This is a genomic window from Sagittula sp. S175 (assembly GCF_049800975.1).
In the GTDB taxonomy this organism is placed as follows: domain Bacteria; phylum Pseudomonadota; class Alphaproteobacteria; order Rhodobacterales; family Rhodobacteraceae; genus Sagittula.
In genome coordinates, this window is the sequence record NZ_JBNAGB010000014.1 from 43,501 (window position 1) to 61,731 (window position 18,231).

General features: G+C 62.6%; 15 protein-coding genes and 1 pseudogene. 12 read left to right on the top strand and 4 right to left on the bottom strand.

Features of this window, described 5'->3' with window-relative positions:
- Window positions 1–144: 144 nt before the first annotated feature.
- From ACP16H_RS16890 to ACP16H_RS16910, 5 genes are all read left to right on the top strand, one after another.
- Entirely contained in the window at window positions 145–1,179 is a 1,035-nt protein-coding gene (locus ACP16H_RS16890; RefSeq protein ID WP_425073424.1) for an ABC transporter substrate-binding protein, read from the top strand.
- Between the two features lie 73 nt (window positions 1,180–1,252).
- The gene (locus tag ACP16H_RS16895; RefSeq protein WP_425073425.1) at window positions 1,253–2,047 is read left to right on the top strand and encodes an ABC transporter ATP-binding protein; all 795 of its coding nucleotides are present in this window, start codon (window positions 1,253–1,255) and stop codon (window positions 2,045–2,047) included.
- Window positions 2,044–3,063: an ABC transporter permease gene (locus tag ACP16H_RS16900; protein WP_425073426.1), complete on the top strand. Its 1,020-nt coding sequence runs from the start codon at window positions 2,044–2,046 to the stop codon at window positions 3,061–3,063. Before ACP16H_RS16895 ends, ACP16H_RS16900 begins: the two co-directional genes overlap by 4 nt.
- Complete coding sequence (locus tag ACP16H_RS16905; protein WP_425073427.1) at window positions 3,051–4,022, top strand: LysR family transcriptional regulator; 972 nt, start codon at window positions 3,051–3,053, stop codon at window positions 4,020–4,022. The genes ACP16H_RS16900 and ACP16H_RS16905 overlap by 13 nt, the downstream gene beginning before the upstream one ends.
- On the top strand, window positions 4,015–5,262 hold the full coding sequence (locus tag ACP16H_RS16910; protein ID WP_425073428.1) for an FAD-dependent oxidoreductase: 1,248 nt from the start codon (window positions 4,015–4,017) through the stop codon (window positions 5,260–5,262). Before ACP16H_RS16905 ends, ACP16H_RS16910 begins: the two co-directional genes overlap by 8 nt.
- A 39-nt stretch (window positions 5,263–5,301) precedes the next feature.
- On the opposite strand, the gene ACP16H_RS16915 is transcribed toward ACP16H_RS16910, so the two are convergent.
- From ACP16H_RS16915 to ACP16H_RS16930, 4 genes are all read right to left on the bottom strand, one after another.
- A complete protein-coding gene (locus tag ACP16H_RS16915) occupies window positions 5,302–5,952 on the bottom strand; it encodes a hypothetical protein (RefSeq protein ID WP_425073429.1) in 651 nt (216 codons plus the stop codon).
- Window positions 5,953–5,954: 2 nt separating this feature from the next.
- On the bottom strand, window positions 5,955–7,355 hold the full coding sequence (locus ACP16H_RS16920) for a selenium-binding protein SBP56-related protein (protein WP_425073430.1): 1,401 nt from the start codon (window positions 7,353–7,355) through the stop codon (window positions 5,955–5,957).
- A gap of 327 nt (window positions 7,356–7,682) precedes the next feature.
- Window positions 7,683–8,831 (bottom strand): L-rhamnose isomerase, encoded by a 1,149-nt coding sequence (locus ACP16H_RS16925; protein ID WP_425073431.1) that lies wholly within the window; start codon window positions 8,829–8,831, stop codon window positions 7,683–7,685.
- Between the two features lie 111 nt (window positions 8,832–8,942).
- Window positions 8,943–10,973, bottom strand: a complete 2,031-nt coding sequence (locus tag ACP16H_RS16930) for a bifunctional rhamnulose-1-phosphate aldolase/short-chain dehydrogenase (protein WP_425073432.1) — start codon at window positions 10,971–10,973, stop codon at window positions 8,943–8,945.
- 88 nt (window positions 10,974–11,061) lie between these two features.
- Between ACP16H_RS16930 and ACP16H_RS16935 the strand changes: the two genes are divergently transcribed.
- The 7 genes and pseudogenes from ACP16H_RS16935 (at window position 11,062) to ACP16H_RS16965 (ending at window position 18,228) form a co-directional block, all read left to right on the top strand.
- Window positions 11,062–11,862: a DeoR/GlpR family DNA-binding transcription regulator gene (locus ACP16H_RS16935; RefSeq protein WP_425073433.1), complete on the top strand. Its 801-nt coding sequence runs from the start codon at window positions 11,062–11,064 to the stop codon at window positions 11,860–11,862.
- A 39-nt stretch (window positions 11,863–11,901) separates the two neighbouring features.
- A pseudogene (gene rhaS / locus ACP16H_RS16940) lies at window positions 11,902–12,884 on the top strand (rhamnose ABC transporter substrate-binding protein).
- A 187-nt stretch (window positions 12,885–13,071) separates the two neighbouring features.
- Window positions 13,072–14,556 carry a sugar ABC transporter ATP-binding protein gene (locus ACP16H_RS16945; protein WP_425073434.1) on the top strand — a complete coding sequence of 495 codons (1,485 nt, stop codon included), beginning with the start codon at window positions 13,072–13,074 and terminating at the stop codon, window positions 14,554–14,556.
- A 9-nt stretch (window positions 14,557–14,565) separates the two neighbouring features.
- The gene (locus ACP16H_RS16950; protein ID WP_425073435.1) at window positions 14,566–15,549 is read left to right on the top strand and encodes an ABC transporter permease; all 984 of its coding nucleotides are present in this window, start codon (window positions 14,566–14,568) and stop codon (window positions 15,547–15,549) included.
- Window positions 15,546–16,529, top strand: a complete 984-nt coding sequence (locus tag ACP16H_RS16955) for an ABC transporter permease (RefSeq protein WP_425073436.1) — start codon at window positions 15,546–15,548, stop codon at window positions 16,527–16,529. The genes ACP16H_RS16950 and ACP16H_RS16955 overlap by 4 nt, the downstream gene beginning before the upstream one ends.
- Window positions 16,529–16,843, top strand: a complete 315-nt coding sequence (rhaM, locus tag ACP16H_RS16960) for an L-rhamnose mutarotase (RefSeq protein ID WP_425073437.1) — start codon at window positions 16,529–16,531, stop codon at window positions 16,841–16,843. Before ACP16H_RS16955 ends, rhaM begins: the two co-directional genes overlap by 1 nt.
- Window positions 16,840–18,228 (top strand): FGGY-family carbohydrate kinase, encoded by a 1,389-nt coding sequence (locus ACP16H_RS16965; protein ID WP_425073438.1) that lies wholly within the window; start codon window positions 16,840–16,842, stop codon window positions 18,226–18,228. Before rhaM ends, ACP16H_RS16965 begins: the two co-directional genes overlap by 4 nt.
- Window positions 18,229–18,231 lie beyond the last annotated feature (3 nt).

Sequence of the window (18,231 nt, forward strand, 5' to 3'; positions counted from 1 at the left end):
GCGTTGTGCCCTGCCACTGATACGAAACCCGGGTCAGGGCTCGAAATCCCGAAGAAGCGTACAAATTCGCTGAATGGGGACAAGACAACAGGGACAGACGACGACCGCCCCGAGAAGAGGGGCGGCGACAACGGGAGAGAGACAATGCTGAACACCTTCAAAAGCCTCGCACGAGGCGGCGTCCTGATGCTGGCCGGACTGACCGCCAGCCTCGCGCAGGCACAGGACACGGCCTTGGCCCCGCTCGATCCGCCACAGGACGTCAAGGTCGCCTACGTGCCCATCATGAAATTCGCCACGATGTATGTGGCCGAACAGCGGGGACTGTTCGACAAATACGGCCTCAATGTCGACCTTGAAAGGGTGAAGTCCGGCACGGAGGCGATTGCCTTCCTGACACAAGGTTCGGTGGACGTGGGTGGCATCGCAATCGTCACCTCGCTGTGGTCGGGCTGGAACAAGGGTCTGGACATCCGTGTCATTGCGCCCGGCGCTCTGGAGCCGATGGAGAACAGCCCGACGAAACTACTGGTGCACAAGACGCTGGCCGATGACGGCACGGTAAAATCCGTGGCCGATCTGAACGGTCGCCGTGTCGCAGTCGCGGGCGGTCCCGGCTCGGGCGGTGAATACCTGCTGGCCAAGGCGCTGGAGCGCGGCACGCTGACCATCCGCGACGTCGAGCCGATGAACATCGCCAACCCGGACATGCCACTGGCCTTCGAGAACGGTTCAGTTGACGCGGCCATCGCCGGCTCACCCTTTGCCGATCAGATTATCGGTGCCGGTCATGCCACCGTGTTGGAAACCGACCTGACTCCTAGCCTGATGACCGTTGCGTTTGTCGGCTCGGGCAAACTGGTGAACGACCGTCCCGAAGTAGCTGAGCGTTTCGTGCTGGCCCTGACCGAGGCCGCTGCATTGATGCAGGGCGATGAGTACCTCGCACCCGAGAACATGGAAGCGTACCTGAGCTTCACCAACTCGACCGAAGAGGCCCTGCGCACCGGCAGCCCGGTAATTTATGATCCCGAAATGACGATCCCCGTGGACGGTCTCGCCGATATCGAGAAGACCCACCGCGAGAACGGCCGTACCGAATACACCGATCCGCTCGACCTGTCGCACGTCGTCGATGAGCGTTTCACCCAGGCCGCACGCAAGGCTCTGGGCAAATAAGCCTTGAAGGGGGGCGCGGATCTGCGCCCCCGAACCTTTGCAGACACGACTCTCTTACGAAGGCTGAACGGACGTGGCTTCTGACCCCGACCCGAAGATTTCCGCACGCAAAGTGACGAAGGTCTACCAGACAACGTCGGGGCGGATGACCGCCGTGGACGATTTCTCGCTCGACGTGGCCGAGGGCGAGTTTCTGGCCATCGTCGGCCCCTCGGGCTGTGGCAAATCCACCTTTCTGCGGATGCTCGCAGGTCTTGAAGATATCTCTGGCGGGCATCTGGCCATCCGCCCCGGCATCGATCCCAAGAAGCCGCTCAACAGCGTGGTCTTTCAGGAATACGCAATCTTTCCCTGGAAAACCGTGATCCAAAACGTGGCTTTTGGTCTCCAGATGCGCGGCGTCCCGGAACAGGACCGGCTCGAAATCGCCCGCAGCTGGCTTGACCGCGTCGGACTGGCGAAATTCGCCGAACACTACCCACATCAGATTTCAGGCGGGATGAAGCAGCGTGTCAGCATCGTCCGCGCGCTGGCCAATGACCCCGAAGTCCTGCTGATGGACGAACCGCTGGGCGCGCTTGACGCACAGACGCGCGTTGTCTTGCAGGAGGAACTGCTGCGCATTTGGGAAGAGACGCGCAAGACCGTGGTCTACATCACGCATTCGCTGGACGAAGCGGTGCTTCTGGGCGACCGCGTGGTGCTGATGAGCGCGCAGCCGGGCCGCATCCTCGAAATCTATAAAATTGACCTCCCACGGCCACGCAGTATCGACACGATGAACCTGCCTGCCTTCGCCGAGTATCGCGCCGCGATCTGGGATCGGCTCAGCGCAGAGGTAACGCGCGCGATGGAGGTGCAGCAATGACCCAAGACCTGCGCGCCATCCTCGCGTTTTTGATGGGGGCCGTTGCGTTGCACGGCGTTCTCGCGCTCTCGGGTCTCTGGTACGACTGGGCATGGCCTGCCATCGCCATCAGTTTTGTCCTACTGATCCTGATCTGCGAGCGCATTGGGCGCCATGTACCCGTCCGGGCGCGCAAGACCTACGAGCGCACGCTGGCATTGGGGTTCCCGGTTCTGCTCCTTTGTGTCTGGGAACTGGCCGGGGCGCTAGAACTGATCTCGCCAATCTGGTTTCCGCCACCCTCGGCAATCGGCAAAGCGCTGTGGGACGTCAGTGTCACCTACGACCGTTTCTCAGGGACCAGCCTGCTGGGCCGACCCTGGTTGATCCCGCAGGAATACGCCAGTGGCGGTCTTCCCGCCGTGGGCACGCTGCTGTCCGAAAGCCATCTGCTGGCAACCCTTGGCCGCGTCTTCGCCGGTTTCCTGTTGGGGGCCATCCCAGGCATTCTTCTGGGGGTCGTGATGGGCCTGAACCAAACCGTCCGTCTGATGCTGGATACCACACTGGCAGCCATCTACGTCCTGCCAAAGATCGCCATCTTTCCTGTCGTGATGCTGATGTTCACCGACCCGTTCGGAGAAGGGCCGAAGATCGTCGTGGTCGCCCTGTCGGTCTTTATCCTGATGACGATCAACACAATGACCGGTGTGCGCAACATCGACCCGGTTTTCCTGATGGCCGGACGCAACTACGGCGCCAGCCCGCTGCAAATGTTGCGCCACATAGTCCTGCCGGGAGCGATGCCGGTCATCTTTGCCGGTCTTCGCATCGCGCTGGGGACCGCGATGATCGTCATCATCTCGGTCGAGTTCCTGCGCGCGAAGCAGGGCGTCGGCTACATGACCTTCTATTACTGGGAAGTTCTGGTGCCCGAAAAGATGTACGCGGGACTCGTCGTCGTCATGATCCTCGGCGTAACCCTGACGGGTTTGCTGCACTGGATGCAAAAGCGTTTGATGCCGTGGAAGAGGTAAACCAGACCGGCGGACTGGGCCGAACGGAAAGTTCCGGGTTGGTGTTCCGCCAGTTGGAAATCTTTCACGCCATTATGACAACCGGGTCGGTCAACGCGGCCTCGCGCCTGCTGAATGTATCGCAACCTTCGCTCAGCCGCAGCCTGCAGCGGCTGGAGGATCAGCTTGGCCTGCCGCTGTTTCACCGTCACCGCAAACGGCTGTTGCCCAGTGAGGAGGCCCGCCGCCTGTTCGGAGAAGTCGATCCGATCATCGCCCAGATGCGCGCCCTTACAGACTCCATCGCGCATGTCATCGAAGGGCAGACCAGCCTGTTCCGCTTTGCTCATACCCAAAGCGTCGGCCGCCAGCTGGTGTCCCATGCCATCCGGCTGATGAAGACGCGCCAGCCCGAACTCAAAGTGTTCCTGGACGCGCTGCCGCGGATGCAACATGTGGACTACCTTCTGGGTGGCAAGGGCGAATGCCTCGTTTCGCTGGCGCTGCTAGATCATCCCCTGCTGGTCAGCCGAGTGATCGCCCGTGCGCCACTCGTCGCGGCCTTCAGCGCCGATCATCCGCTCGCGACGCTGGACATGCTCCGCGCCAGTGACCTCGCCGGGGTTGACCTCATCAGCTTTGAACATGACGGGCCGCATTTCGCAGCCATCAGCACCTTTCTCGCCGATGCGCCGACACTCCCACGCGAGGTCGCCTTCATCCGTTTCGCCGATGCCGGCATTTCACTGGCATATCAGGGAGTCGGCGTCGCGCTGCTCGACAGCTTCACCTTGGCGGGAAACCTGCCCGACGGGCTTGTCACGCGCCCGCTCGAAAATGCTCCGGAATTCATCGCGCGCCTCTATTGGAACGGCGAGCGTCCGGGCTCGCGCTTCGTTCAGGCCTTTGGCGACGCGCTGGTTCGCGCCGTAGCACTTTACCCCGACCTCACACCGGTCAAGGAGCCTTCTGATGACTGAACATTACGACGTCGTCGTCGCCGGGGGCGGCAGCGCCGGCGTGGCCGCCGCCGTTGGTGCGGCGCAAACCGGCGCCCGGGTCCTGCTGGTCGAAGCCCAAGGGTTTCTGGGTGGCGCAGCCACCCTCAGTCAGGTTTTGGCTTGGTGCGGCTTCTTTCCGCAACGTCCGGCCAAGGTGCCGCAGGCCGTGGTGGCCGGCGCAGGCCGCCAGGCCCTGGACCATCTGCACCAGCTTGGGGTCGACGTGGCCCCCTATTACTCGGGGACCGGGAATTGGAACATCCGCTTGAACCCCGAGGCGACAAAGATCGCGCTGGATCGCACCGTCGCAGACAGCAAAGCAACACTCGCCCTGCACACACAGGTGGTGGGTGTCGAGACACACCACGGCCGGATCGAGTCGCTGCGCCTGTGCGACCCCCGCGGTCTGCGGGAGGTCTCTGCCGATGCCTGCATAGACACCACGGGAGACGCCGTTCTGGCGTTCCTTGCAGGTGCCGCCCTTTGCCCGCTTCACGCTACCGACCACGTTCAGCCGGCCTCCTACCCGGTCCGTCTTGGAGGTGTCCTGCCCGGAGCCGCGTTGGACAATCCCTCCCGCGCGGCAGCCCTCAAGGGTATTCAACACCGCTTCGGCAGGGCTGAAATCCGCGCGGATGGAGGCTTTCTCACCACTCTGCCGGGCAGCGCCGACCTCTGGTGGCTGTCGATCGACGTTGTGACAAACGGCCTGGACGGCACGGATCTGGCTCAGGCCGAAGCTGACGGGCGCGCCGCTGCCTGGCACGCAACCCGGGCTCTGCGCGCCGGGCTGACCGGATTTGAAAATGCCTACGTCGTGGCAACCGGCCCAAAGATCGGCATCCGCGAAACCCGCCATGTGGCAACGCGCACCCCCTTGCTTCAAAGCTCGCTGGCACAAGCGATACGCCCCGACGATACTGTCGCTCTCGGCGCATGGCCCATGGAAATCCATCACGGCCCGGGACACACCGAGTATCGTGCGATCGGCGGTGACGGCGTCTACGGAATCAGTCTTGGCGCCCTGTCGGTTGCGGGACTGGATAACCTATGGCTCGGTGGACGGACCCTTGGCGCGGATGCGGCGGCTTATGCATCGGCCCGGGTCATGGGCACTGCCTTTGCCACGGGACAGGCGGCAGGCGTCAGGGCCACCATGCGTTCGGACGACATCGGCGCCCTGCGTCGCGAACTCCTCAGGCAAGGTGCGCTGCTTTGAACCCGTGGGAGACATGCCTGACCTCTAACCGAACCATCTTCATCCAATGACTGAGACCAGCGAGACGCTTCCAATCAGTACCAGGCTCAGCGCCCAGATTGCGTCAAGGTTGAACCAGCTGCGTGACAGCGCCTTCAACCCGAACCAACGATAGACCGTAAAGGCAAAACCCGCGCCTGCGGCAAACATCGCCACCGTATGAACGAGCGCCACGAGAACCGCCGCACCGGGCCGGCCTGCCATCAGCACGCCCGCCGCGTTTTCATCCATGGCATCGCAGATCCCGAGGTAGATAGGCACCAGCATCAACCCTGCCCCATGCGCCATGGCAGCCAGAAAAGACCACAGCGCCAGCCTTGTCGGCGGAACGCGGGCGAGGAACCGCGGATGGCGACGGTTCACCAGCAGGTACAGCCCCATCGCGATGACAAGGCTGGCCGCGCCGATCTGAATCGCCTCCTGCCAGCGAACAAGAAACACAAGGGCACCAAAGGGAAAAAGGATCGCCGCCATGGCCAGCAGGTGACCGCCTGCCAGCGCCGCAAGTGCCCGCCACAGGCTGCGTCCTTTACGGTCCATCAGCGCCGCTGACACGGCCAGCGGCCAGCCCATGCCTGGGTTCGCGCCGTGATACAGCCCCGAGACGACAACGGCCCCCCAGAGGGCCGTTGCGGTGGTCGTGTCAAACATCGTCAGACAGACGGATAGCAGAAGCTGTCCGTGGAACAGTCGCCGCCTTCAAGCCGGATCTGGTGGCTGCGGTAGCCCTTGGGGAATTCGACGTAGAAGTCCTCGGCCAGCGTCAGTCCGCCGTTCTCACCCACATGGGCCATGACCATCTGTCCGCCTTCGGCACCGGGATAGAACTGGTCGTCCCATGTCGAATAGAGCGAGTTGGTCCAGTAGACGCGCTTGCCGTCGCGGCTGATCTCGACCATCTGCGGGCCGTAGGCAAAGGGCTTGCCCGATGGATGCGCCGTGCCGCGCGCGATGCCGCCCAGTTCGACCTTGCCGGCCAGCACCGGGTTCATCGGGTCGCTGACGTCGTACTGGTGCATCTCGCCCAGACCCCAGCAGGCAACGTAGAGGAACCTGTCATCGAGACTGAGGTCGATATCCGTCACCAGCGGCGGCACCGCGCCAAAGCCCTGAAGCAGCGGCGGCAGGTTCTCCGGGTCTTCGGGGCGCGGGTCGATGGTGATGGTCTTCTTCGCCTCGAAGGTGCCGTCGTCCTTCTGCCACCAGGTGAAAATCGCGCCTTGGAGGTTGGTTGTGTCCACCACGACGCCGCAGAACCCGTAGTCCTTTGACGGATCATGCGCAGGGCGGATTTCCAGCGCCATCTGGTGATTTTCGCCGAGGTCGATGGTCTGCACGTTCTTGCGTTCGCGCAGCTTCCAGAAGTGGATGCTGTGGCCGTATTTGTTCGACAAAAGGTCCTCGGCGACGATGCCGTTCTCGAACTGCGGTGGCAGGCCCCATTCCGACGACACCATGTAATCGCGCGGCAGGTTCCACCAGAAATCATAGTGCTTGTCCTGCTTGCCCCGGTCCATCTCGTAGCGGCCAAGGATCTCGAAGGTCTCGCAATCCATGATGAAGATGCCCGGAGGGCCGTCGGTCCCGTCCGCACCGCCGCCGCCCAGCGTGCTGACGTAGATGCCCTCGGGACCGCAATGGATTGTGTGGGGGCGGGAATAGCCGGTCCTGGCAAAGACCTCCTCAGGTTCGATGATCTTGTGGATCTTCGCCTTCAGCGGCTCTTTGACGTCGATGACGTAGATGCGCGAGGACCGGATGCCGGGGATGATGAGATAGCGCCGTTCCAGGAAAGCATGGCCGGACAGCGGTGACAGCGAGGATGAACAGGCGTTCCAGCCAAAGTGGTGAAACTCGTCTCCCTTGTTCGGCATGATGACCTGATGCACGATCTCGCCGTAAGACTTTGAATTCGGGTCCACATCGACAATGGCCACCCCGTCGGGTTGCGATCCATCCGGCGACAACATCAAGGTGAAGGCCAGCGTCTCGGCGGGCGCCTCCATCGCCAGCTTCGGGGTCGCGTGAAAAGTCGGGTCCGGTCTCAGGTTCATGGTCTCTCCTCCCCATGAATTCTTTGTGTCAAATAGTCTGTCGTAAAAAGCAGTCCTCACTCGCGCATGGCCTACTCTGCCATGGATTGCGCAGTCTGCGAAGAGGAAGCGCATAAAGTTTTGCGCTGAATTTCAGAGGGCCTCTGACACAACCCGCTCGAAACCGTCGCCGGGCCACGAACGAAAAAACCACGACCCCTTTCAAGGTCGTGGTCCATCTTGATCCGGATGCCGCGATCAGCCGCGCGCTTCTACGGATGCCTGATACCGATCCAGTTCTGCAATCAGCGCCCGTCCCGACGGCACAGCCAAACGCGCACACGCCTCTTACCAGACCGCGCCATATGGCAAGTCCTTCGCCTCTTCCGTCATCATGAAGCGCGTGCTGAAATCCAGCCCATCCTCGGCGAGACGCAAACGGTCCAACGGCATCAGCAGCGCGCGCAGAAGAGCTTTTTGCATATTGCGCGTGCCAATGACCCAAGCGGCGGTACGGCTGATCGTGGCGTCAAAGAAATCCAGCCCGATGTGCGTCCGTCCCAGCAAGTCGGCGCTCACCAATTCGTTTGCCATGGACTGGATGTCGTCATTCAGCAGGATCACATGGTCGCTGTCCCAGCGCATCGGGCGCGAGACGTGCAGCAGCAACTCGTCCAAGGACAAGGCGCAGGCCGACAGCTTGTCCGCGATGTTCTCGGTCGGGTGGAAATGCCCCATGTCAAGGCACAGAAGTGTTCCTTTTCGGATCGCATAGCCCAGGTAGAACTCGTGGCTGCCGACGGTACAGGCCTCTACCCCGATGCCGAACAGCTTGGATTCCACGGCGTCCAGTATCTGCGCCCGGTCCAGCGGGGTGGCCAGCATCTCGTCCAGCGAGTCTAGCAGCCGCCGACGCGCTGCCATGCGGTCCACCGGCGTGTCCTTGTAGCCGTCCGGCACCCAGATGTTGTTGATGCAGGCCGATCCCTGCGCCGCCCCCATCTGCGCCGCGATCTCGCGGCAGCGCTTGCCGTGCTCGATCCAGAAGTCGCGGATGCCCTTATCCGGGTGCGCCAGCGTCAGGTTGTCGTCCGCTTTGGCATGGGCAAAGAATGTCGGGTTGAAGTCCAGCCCGATGCCCTCTTCCCGCGCCCAGTCCACCCAAGGCGCGAAGTGACGGAACTCGATCTCGTCGCGGCCCGGAGTCTCGTCCGTGTCCATGTAGATGGCATCCAGGTTCAGCCGGTGCTGGCCGGGAATCATGGAATAAGCGAAATCCAGATCGGCGCGCAGCTCGTCCGGCGTGCGAGCACGGCCCGGATGGTTGCCCGTGGCCTGGATGCCCCCGCCCGATGTACCGCTGGCCTCCTCGAAGCCGCGCACGTCGTCACCTTGCCAGCAATGCATCGAGATCGGAATTGTCTTCAACCGCGCGATGGCGGCCTCGGTGTCCACACCCCAATCGGCGAATTGAGCCTTGGCACTGTCATAACTCATGTGGTCTTCCTCCCCGGAGCGGCGGGTCGCACATCTACCCTGCCGCTCGTTGGCATGCAGGTGACGGGACCTGCCTATGGCCTTCGGGTGGGTTTACCCCCACCCCATTCCTCAGCGCGTGAACGCCTGCACGTTGCCCGCGTCCACGTTGAAGATATTGCCCGTCGACTTCGCAGACCGATCCGAGGCAAAGAAATACGCTGCCTCTGCAATATCCTCGGGCAGCACCGACCGCTTCAGCATCGAGCGCTGGCGATACATCTCTTCCAGTCCCTCCTTGTCGGTGCCATAGGTCGAGGCGCGCTGGTCCAGCCATTCGCCTTCCCAGATCTTCGAACCGCGCAACACCGCGTCCGGGTTCACGACATTCACGCGAATGCCAGCCTCGGCCCCTTCCAGCTCCAGACAGCGCGCGAGGAGGATTTCAGACGCCTTCGCCGTGCAATAAGCCGAGGCATTGGGCGAGGCCGCAAGACCATTTTTCGAAGCGACAAAGACGATGGATCCGCCCATGCCCTGCACACGCATCACCTTGAACGCCTCCCGGGACACGAGGAAATAACCCGTACTGAGAATGTCCATATTCTTGTTCCACAGCGCCAGCGAGGTCTCCTCGACCGGCGCCGAAGACGCGATCCCGGCATTCGAGACCAGGATGTCCACGCCACCGAACTCTACCGCCGCATTTGCATAGGCGTTGGCCACGGCAGTCTCATCCGTGACATTCATCAGCACAGTTCGCACCACGTCCTTGCCATGTGTACGCGAAAGCTGCGCCTCGGTGGCACTCAGTCCGTTTTCGGAGACATCGGCCAGAACCACACAAGCCCCTTCCTCCAGGTAGCGTTGAGCCGTCGCTGCTCCGATGCCCCCTGCCCCGCCAGTAAACAGCGCGACGCGGCCCGCCAGCGATTTCGGCTTGGGCATGCGTTGCAACTTGGCTTCTTCCAGAAGCCAGTACTCGATGTCGAATGCTTCTTGCTCGGGCAGGCCGGTATATTCACTCACCGCCGAAGCGCCGCGCATCACGTTGATCGCATTGACGTAGAACTCACCGGAAATCCGCGCCGTCGCCTTGTCCTTGGCAAAGGTGATCATTCCGACACCGGGCACGAGGTAGACCACCGCGTTCGGGTCGCGCAGTGCCGGGCTGTCGTCGTGTTTGCAGCGATCGTAGTAGGCAGCGTAGTCATCGCGGTAAGCAGCGATCTGCGTCGGAAGACTATCCAGAACCTCGTCAATGTTACCCTCCGCCGGATCGAAGTCGACGACCAGCGGGCGGATCTTCGTGCGCAGGAAATGGTCCGGGCAGGAGGTTCCCAGTGCAGCCAGCGGGCGCATGTCCCGTGCGTTGACGAATTGCAGCACCGTGTCTGAATCATTGAAGTGGCCGATCATGTGCTGGTTGCCGGACACGAAACCCCGGATCGCGGGCATCAGGCGCGCGGCAATCGCCTGGCGCTCGGCCGCTCCCAGGCTCTGATGGACCGCGCCGCCGAAGGCCGGCACGCCCTCCATCCGCTCCAAGAGCCAAGCCGTCGCCGTGTTGATGACCTCGATGGTCTGGTCGTAGCAGGCCTTCGCCGTATCGCCCCAAGTAAACAGCCCGTGGCTTTCGAGCACGACACCCTCGGCCTCCGGGTTCTCAAGACAAAACTTTTCAAGCCACAGACCCAGCTCGAACCCAGGACGCTTCCACGGTAGCCAGCCGATCTCGTCGCCAAAGATTTCTTGCGTCAGTGCGGGCGAATTGCTCGACGCAGCGCGCGGGTTCAGGCGGAAAGTGCAATGCGGCAGGTAGCCGACCATCTCGTCCTCAAAGGCCACGCCACGGTACAAACCCTTCAGCGCGCGCAGCTTGTCCATGTAGAGGGTCGAGAATCCGTCCAGCTTCATCGACCCGATGTCGCCCCCGGATCCCTTCACCCAGAGGACTTCGACCTGCGCTCCGGTCAGCGGATCGGTCTCCATCAGCTTGGCGGATGTATTGCCGCCACCGTAGTTCGTGACGCGCTTGTCCGAGCCAAGGATATTGGAACGGTAGAGCAGCAATTCCGACTCGCTCATACCCTGCACCGCAGCTTCGTCCCAGCGGTTTTCAAGCAATTGTTTTTCCGAAGCTTTCTCGGTGGTGTTCAACATGACGTCCTCCCGTTGGGCACAGTGCGCCCGTGCTCAATCCTTGGCGGGAAACTGACCGGAGTGCTCTGCGCAGCCAAGGGAGGGCCTCATGCACGAGAAAGAACGCCACAGGATCATTTTGTCCGCAGTTCAGGATCGCCCGGTGGTGACAGTCGTCGACCTGTGCAACCTGACCCAGGCATCCGAGGCCACCATCCGACGTGACATCGCCGCCCTCGACGCTCAGAAGAAGCTGCGCCGTGTCCGTGGCGGCGCCGAGGCCATCGCAACGCCACAGTTCGTGGGACTCGCAGGCCGCCCCTTCGCCGTTTCCGAGACCATGCACAGCCGCGAGAAACAGGCCATTGCCCGCGCGGCGTCGAGCCTATGCGAAGACGGCGGTTCCATTATCATCAACGGCGGAACGACCACCTTCCAGATGGTGCACCCCCTGGCGTCGCGCCGATGCCAGGTCTTCACCAACTCCTTTCCCATCGCGGAACACCTGTTGAAGCATTCGAAGAACACCGTGATGCTTTCAGGGGGCGTAATCTACCGCGAGCAGAACATCATCCTGTCGCCCTTCGACAACGACGTGACCCGCAATTTTTACGCGCGTCGCATGTTCATGGGGGCGCAGGGCCTGGGACCCATCGGCCTGATGGAGGCCGACCCGCTGCTGATACAAGCTGAACAGAAACTCATCGGTCAGGCCGACGAACTGGTGGTCCTGGTCGACAGCTCGAAGTTCGCAAACCGGTCCAGCTTGGTGCTCTGTCCGCTGAACCGCATCGACACAGTGATCACCGACGAGGGGATCTCCGACAAGGCAGCAGCCATGCTCGAAGCGGCGGACGTAACGCTGATCGTCGCGCAATCCGGTGCGTCGCAGCAAGAACAGGCGGGCTGAACCCGTTCGAACGCACATCGTGATCTCAGGGAGGAAACCATGATCCGCAGGAACTTTACCAAACTTCTCGCAGGCGTCAGCCTTGCCGCAAGCCTTATGGGCAACACTGCCATGGCCGAAGAACTTGTGCGCATCGCACTGGTCGTCAAGGCGTTGGGGATCGGCTTCTTCGAGGCCGCCGCCAAGGGTGCGGAGGAAGCCGCGGCCGAATTGGGCAATGTCTAGATCATCTACACCGGCCCGACCGACACCACCGCCGAAGGCCAGATCGAGGTCATAAACGCATTGATTGCGCAGGGCGTTGACGCCATCGCTATTTCCGCCAACGACCCGGACGCGCTGGTCCCGGCGCTGCAAAAGGCGCAGAGCCGCGGCATCACCGTAATCTCGTCGGATTCCGGCGTTGCGCCCGAAGGCCGCTCGATGCACCTCAACCCCTCTTCCAACGCACTGATTGGCAACATGATCATCAAGCTCGCCGCCGATCACCTGCCCGAAGGCGGAAAGGTCGCGGTGCTGTCGGCCTCGGCCACGGCGACAAACCAGAACATCTGGATCGACGAGATGAACAAGGTCATGGGCGATTACCCGGGCATCGAGGTTGTGGGTACTGTCTACGGCGACGACCTCGCCGACAAATCCTACCGCGAGGCGCAGGGTCTCATGCAGTCCTACCCCGACCTCAGCGCGATTATCGCGCCGACCTCGGTGGGCATCGTGGCTGCCGCGCAGGCGGTGCAGGATGCGGGCAAGGCGGGCGAGATCAACTTGACCGGCCTCGGCCTGCCATCGAGAGCGGCGCGTCAAAGTCCTTTGCCATCTGGAACCCCATCGACCTGGGCTATGCCGCGACCATGATCGCCTACGAGCTGTCGAAGGGTGGAGCCAAGGCCGAGCCGGGCGCATCGATCCCCATGGGCCGCATGGGCGAAGTCACGCTGGACGACACGAACTCGGGCGCCATGGCGGATCCCTTCGTTTACGACAGCTCGAACATCGACGATTTCAAGTCGATCTTCTGAACAATTTCGCCTCGGCTCCGCCGGGGCGATCCGCGCGCGACCTGGCGGGCCGCGCGCATTTCGGGGGTCGTGAGACCCCCGCCCCCCAGCAGTGTTTCTACCAAGACGAAACAGGGGCACCGGAGCGCCTTCTGACGGAGCAGCCATGTTCATGCAAAGCCAGAGCGAGACGACTGTGGAATCGATAATGACCCCGGTGCTGGCCCTTGAGGGCATCACCAAGGCCTTTCCCGGTGTGAAGGCGCTGGATGAGGTCTCTTTGCGTCTGTATCCCGGGCAGGTGACAGCTCTGGTGGGCGAGAACGGTGCGGGCAAGTCCACCGTGGTGACGACCCTGACGGGCATCTATCAGCCCGACGCCGGCGCGATCCTGGTGGATGGAGTCGAGACACGCTTCGGCACGGCGCAGGACGCGGCCCACGCCGGGGTTACAGCGATCCATCAGGAAACCTTGCTGTTCGACGAGTTGACCGTGGCAGAGAACATTTTTCTCGGCCATGCGCCGCGCGGACGCTTCGGATTGATCGACTGGGCCACAATGCGGATGAAGGCGCGGGACATTCTCGAGGATATCGGCGCCGATCTGGACCCCGACGCCCGGCTCCGTGACCTGGGCATTGCCTCCAAGCACCTTGTGGCCGTTGCCCGCGCGCTTTCCGTTGATGCGCGTGTGGTCATCATGGATGAACCTACCGCCGCCCTGTCCCACAAGGAGATCGAAGAGCTTTATGCGTTGGTCGACCAGCTGAAGGCGCAGGGCAAGGCAATCCTGTTTATCAGCCACAAGTTCGACGAGATCTTTCGTATCGCCGACCGCTACACCGTTTTCCGGGACGGTCAGTTCATCGCCGACGGCCTGATCTCGGAGATCGACGAGGCAGCGCTGGTTCGGATGATGGTGGGACGCGATGTCTCGCAGGTTTTCCCGAAACGCGATAGCCGACCCGGTGACGAGGTCTTGCAGGTGGCGGGCTACGACCACCCGACCGAATTCGCCGACATAGGTTTTACCCTCCGGCGCGGCGAGATCCTTGGCTTCTACGGGCTGGTCGGCGCCGGACGATCCGAGTTCATGCAGGCGCTGTTCGGCATCACAACACCCTCAAAAGGCGCGACGAAGGTTGATGGCAACGTCTGCGTGATCCGCTCTCCGGCAGAGGCCATAGCGCGCGGCATCGTCTATGTCCCCGAGGATCGGGGCAGGCAGGGCGCCATCACCGCCTTGCCGATATTCCAGAACGTCACCCTGCCCTCGCTCAGGCGGACATCGCGCAACGGGTTCCTGCGGATGTCCAAGGAATTCGCGCTGGCGCGGGAGTATGTCGAGCGGCTCGACCTGCGCGCTGCTTCGCTTGACACCGCCGTGGGCGGCCTCTCCGGCGGCAACCAGCAGAAGGTTGTCATAGCAAAGTGGCTGGCGATCCAACCCAAGGTCATCGTCCTAGACGAACCGACCAAGGGCATCGACATCGCTTCTAAGGCCGCCGTCCATAGTTTCATGGCTGAACTCGCCGCGCAGGGCTTGGCGGTCATCATGGTCAGCTCGGAAATACCCGAGGTGCTGGGTATGTCCGACCGCGTCATCGTCATGCGCGAGGGGCGGATCGCCGCCGAACTGTCGGGCCCGGACATGACTCCCGAAACCCTTGTCCGCCACGCCGCCGGCATCTGAGGTAAGCCCATGTTTCACCGCCTTACCTCCTCTCGCGAGGTCCTCTTGTCGGGGGCAATCGCCGTGCTGCTGGCGCTGGTCGCCACGCGTTTTCCCAGCTTCGTCGCCCCCTCGAACCTCGCAGACGTATTCAACGACACCTCGCCCCTGATCCTGCTGGCCATTGGCCAGATGATCGTGATCCTGACCAAGTGCATCGACCTTTCGGTCGCTGCGAACCTCGCGCTGACTGGCATGGTCACCGCGATGATCAACGTGGCTTACCCCGGCGTCCCGGTCGCCGTGATCCTGCTCGTGGCCATTTCCCTCGGCACGCTGATGGGGATGCTCAATGGCCTGCTGGTTTGGAAGCGGACCATTCCGCCTATCGTGGTGACACTGGGCACCATGACCATCTTTCGGGGTATCATCTTCCTGATCTCGGACGGCAAGTGGGTGAACAGCCACGAGATGAGCAACGCTTTCAAGGCCTTTCCGCGCGCCGAAATCCTCGGCCTGCCGACCCTTAGTTGGGTGGCCATCCTGACGGTCATCGCCTTTTCCGTCGTATTGACCCGGACGACGCTGGGCCGAGCCTTCTACGCGGTGGGAGGCAACCCGCACGCGGCGACCTACACTGGCCTGGAAGTTGGGCGCACGCAATTCTGGGCCTTCACCATCTCGGGGGCGCTTGCCGGGCTTACGGGTTACCTCTGGGTCTCGCGCTATGCCGTGGCCTATGTGGACATCGCCGGCGGGTTCGAACTGGACGTGGTCGCGGCCTGCGTGATCGGCGGCATCTCCATCGCGGGCGGCATCGGCACCGTCGGCGGGGCCGTGTTGGGCGCACTGTTCCTCGGTGTCATCAAGAACGCCCTGCCGGTGGTCAACATCTCGCCCTTCTGGCAGCTCGCAATCTCCGGTGCTGCGATCATCATCGCAGTAGCCGTCAACGCCCGTGCCTCGCGCACCAAGGGCCGGATCATCCTCAAATCGGCGGAGCACGCGGCATGACCGACATCACAAGGACCATCCCCGACCGCCTGCGGTCCCCGATGGAGGCGCGGCTGAAAAGCTGGGAAAGCCTGCTGCCTCTGGTCGCCGTGGCGATCTTCATCGCCAGCAGCTTTGCCTCGCCTTACTTCCTGAATGCCTGGAATCTGTCGGACGCGACCTTCAATTTTACCGAGAAAGCGATGATCGCCTTCGCCATGGCACTGCTCATCATCGCCGGCGAAATCGACCTGAGCGTCGCCGCGATCATCGCCTTGGCCTCTACCGCCATGGGTGCCGCCGTTCAACTGGGCGCGGGCACCACTACTCTGGTGCTGATCGGGCTGGCCACGGGGCTGGCCTGCGGAGCGTTCAACGCGGTGCTGGTCACTGTCATGGGCTTGCCATCCATCGTCGTGACCATCGGCACCATGAGCCTTTTTCGCGGAATCAGCTACATCATCCTCGGTGACCAAGTCTGCAAGGGCTACCCTTCGGACTTCGCGTTCTTCGGGCAGGGCTACGTGTTCTGGGTGATCTCCTTCGAACTCGTGCTTTTTGCGACGATGTGGGTGATCTACGGCGTTCTCCTGCACAAGACCAACTTTGGCCGGGCGGTCTATGCTATCGGAAACAATCCAACCGCCGCACTGTTCTCGGGTATCCGGGTAGCGCGTATGAAGTTCATCCTGTTTCTTCTGACCGGGCTCATGGCCGGCGTAGCTGCGATCTGCCTGACCTCGCGTCTGGGCTCGACCCGCCCCTCCGTCGCAGTAGGTTGGGAGCTGGAAGTCGTCACCATGGTGGTGCTGGGCGGCGTAAACATCCTCGGCGGATCGGGATCCATCCCCGGCGTGGTGATCGCCGCCTTCGTGATGGGACTGGTGACCTTTGGTCTGGGCCTTCTGAACGTCCCGGGGATCGTCATGTCCATCGTCATCGGCGCACTGCTGATCGGGGTCATCGCCCTGCCCCGCCTCTGGTCCCTGTGGAGACATTGATGCAAAAACATGCCTTCAGGATGCGGCTCAACCCCGGCTGCGAAGCCGAATACCGCAAACGCCACGACGAAATCTGGCCCGAATTGGAGGCGCTGCTGAAAGGCGTTGGGATCTCGGACTACTCCATCCACCTCGACCGCGAGACGGGCATCCTGTTCGGCGTGCTCTGGCGTACCGACGATCAAAGCATGGACACCCTGCCTGCGACAGAGATCATGCAACGCTGGTGGGCGCATATGGCGGACATCATGGACACCCACCCCGACAACGAACCTGTGGCTGTTCCTCTGGAAGCGGTGTTTCACCTGCCATGACAAACACCACCGGGCACGTGGCTGTCATCGACATCGGCAAGACCGACGCTAAACTGGCGCTGGTCGCGCTGTCCGACCTGTCCGAGATCGCGGTCAGGATAAGGCCCAACCACGTCCTGACCGCGCCACCCTATCCTCATTTCGACACCGAGCAGATCTGGGAATTCTTGCTGGATGCTCTGACAAAGTTCCACGCGGCATACGGAATCGACGGGATTTCGGTGACCGCGCACGGAGCCTGCGCGGCACTTCTGGGAACCGACGGCGGCCTGGCAACCCCTATCCTGGACTATGAACACGACGGCCCGGACGGGGTTGCGCAGGACTACGACGCCCTGCGTCCCACGTTTGACCAGACCCGCTCGCCCCGACTTGCCATGGGCCTGAACCTCGGGGCGCAGTTGTACTGGCTATTCCGCAATGATCCGACGCTTCTGGACCGCACCGCGACCATCGTCACCTATCCGCAATACTGGGGGCATCGCCTGACCGGGGTGGCCGCGACGGACATGACCTCTCTGGGGTGCCACACAGACCTGTGGAACCCGCACGAAGGCCGGTTCTCTGCGCTGGTCGAGCGGCTGGGGATCACTGATCGCATCGCACCCGCGCGCAGGCCCGGTGAGGTGATCGGCCCGATCCTGCCGGCCATCGCCGCGCGCACCGGCTTGCGTCCCGAGACACCCGTTCTGTGTGGCATCCACCATTCCAACGCCTCGCTGTTGCCGCATGTCCTTGGCAACAGGCCACCCTACTCCTTGGTGTCGACCGGGACATGGGTCATCGCCATGGCAATCGGCGGCCAGCCCGTGGCGCCCGACCCCGCGCGCGACATGCTGATCAACGTCAATGCCCTTGGCCAGCCTGTGTCCTCCGCACGCTTCTTGGGAGGCCGAGAACACGACCTGATCGCGGGTGATCGCTCCACCGAGGTGTCAGAAGAAATCCTGCGCGCGGTGTTGGTGGATGGCCCAATGCTGCTCCCAGCCGTTGAACCGGGCTCCGGCCCGTTTCGCGGGCGGCAGGCGCGCTGGATCGGTACGGAACCGGCTGCAGGCAGCCCCGAGCGCTACGCTGCGCTCGCCCTGTACCTCGCGCTTGTGACCGAGGTCTGCCTGAGCGGCATCGGCCACCAAGGCCGGATTATTGTCGAAGGTCCCTTTGCCGCGAACCGCCCCTATTTGCGGATGCGTGTCGCGGCTACTGGATGTGCGGTCTCGACCTCGCGGAGCGCGACGGGCACCAGCCAAGGCGCGGCCCAGCTCTGGCGCGGCGCAGCGCTGAAGAGCCCCGAGGCAGAGCTGCCCTTTGACCCCATGAAAGACGCGTTTATCGCATACGGTGTCCGATGGACGCAGCACGTGAACGAGAAGGCCACGGCATAGCGC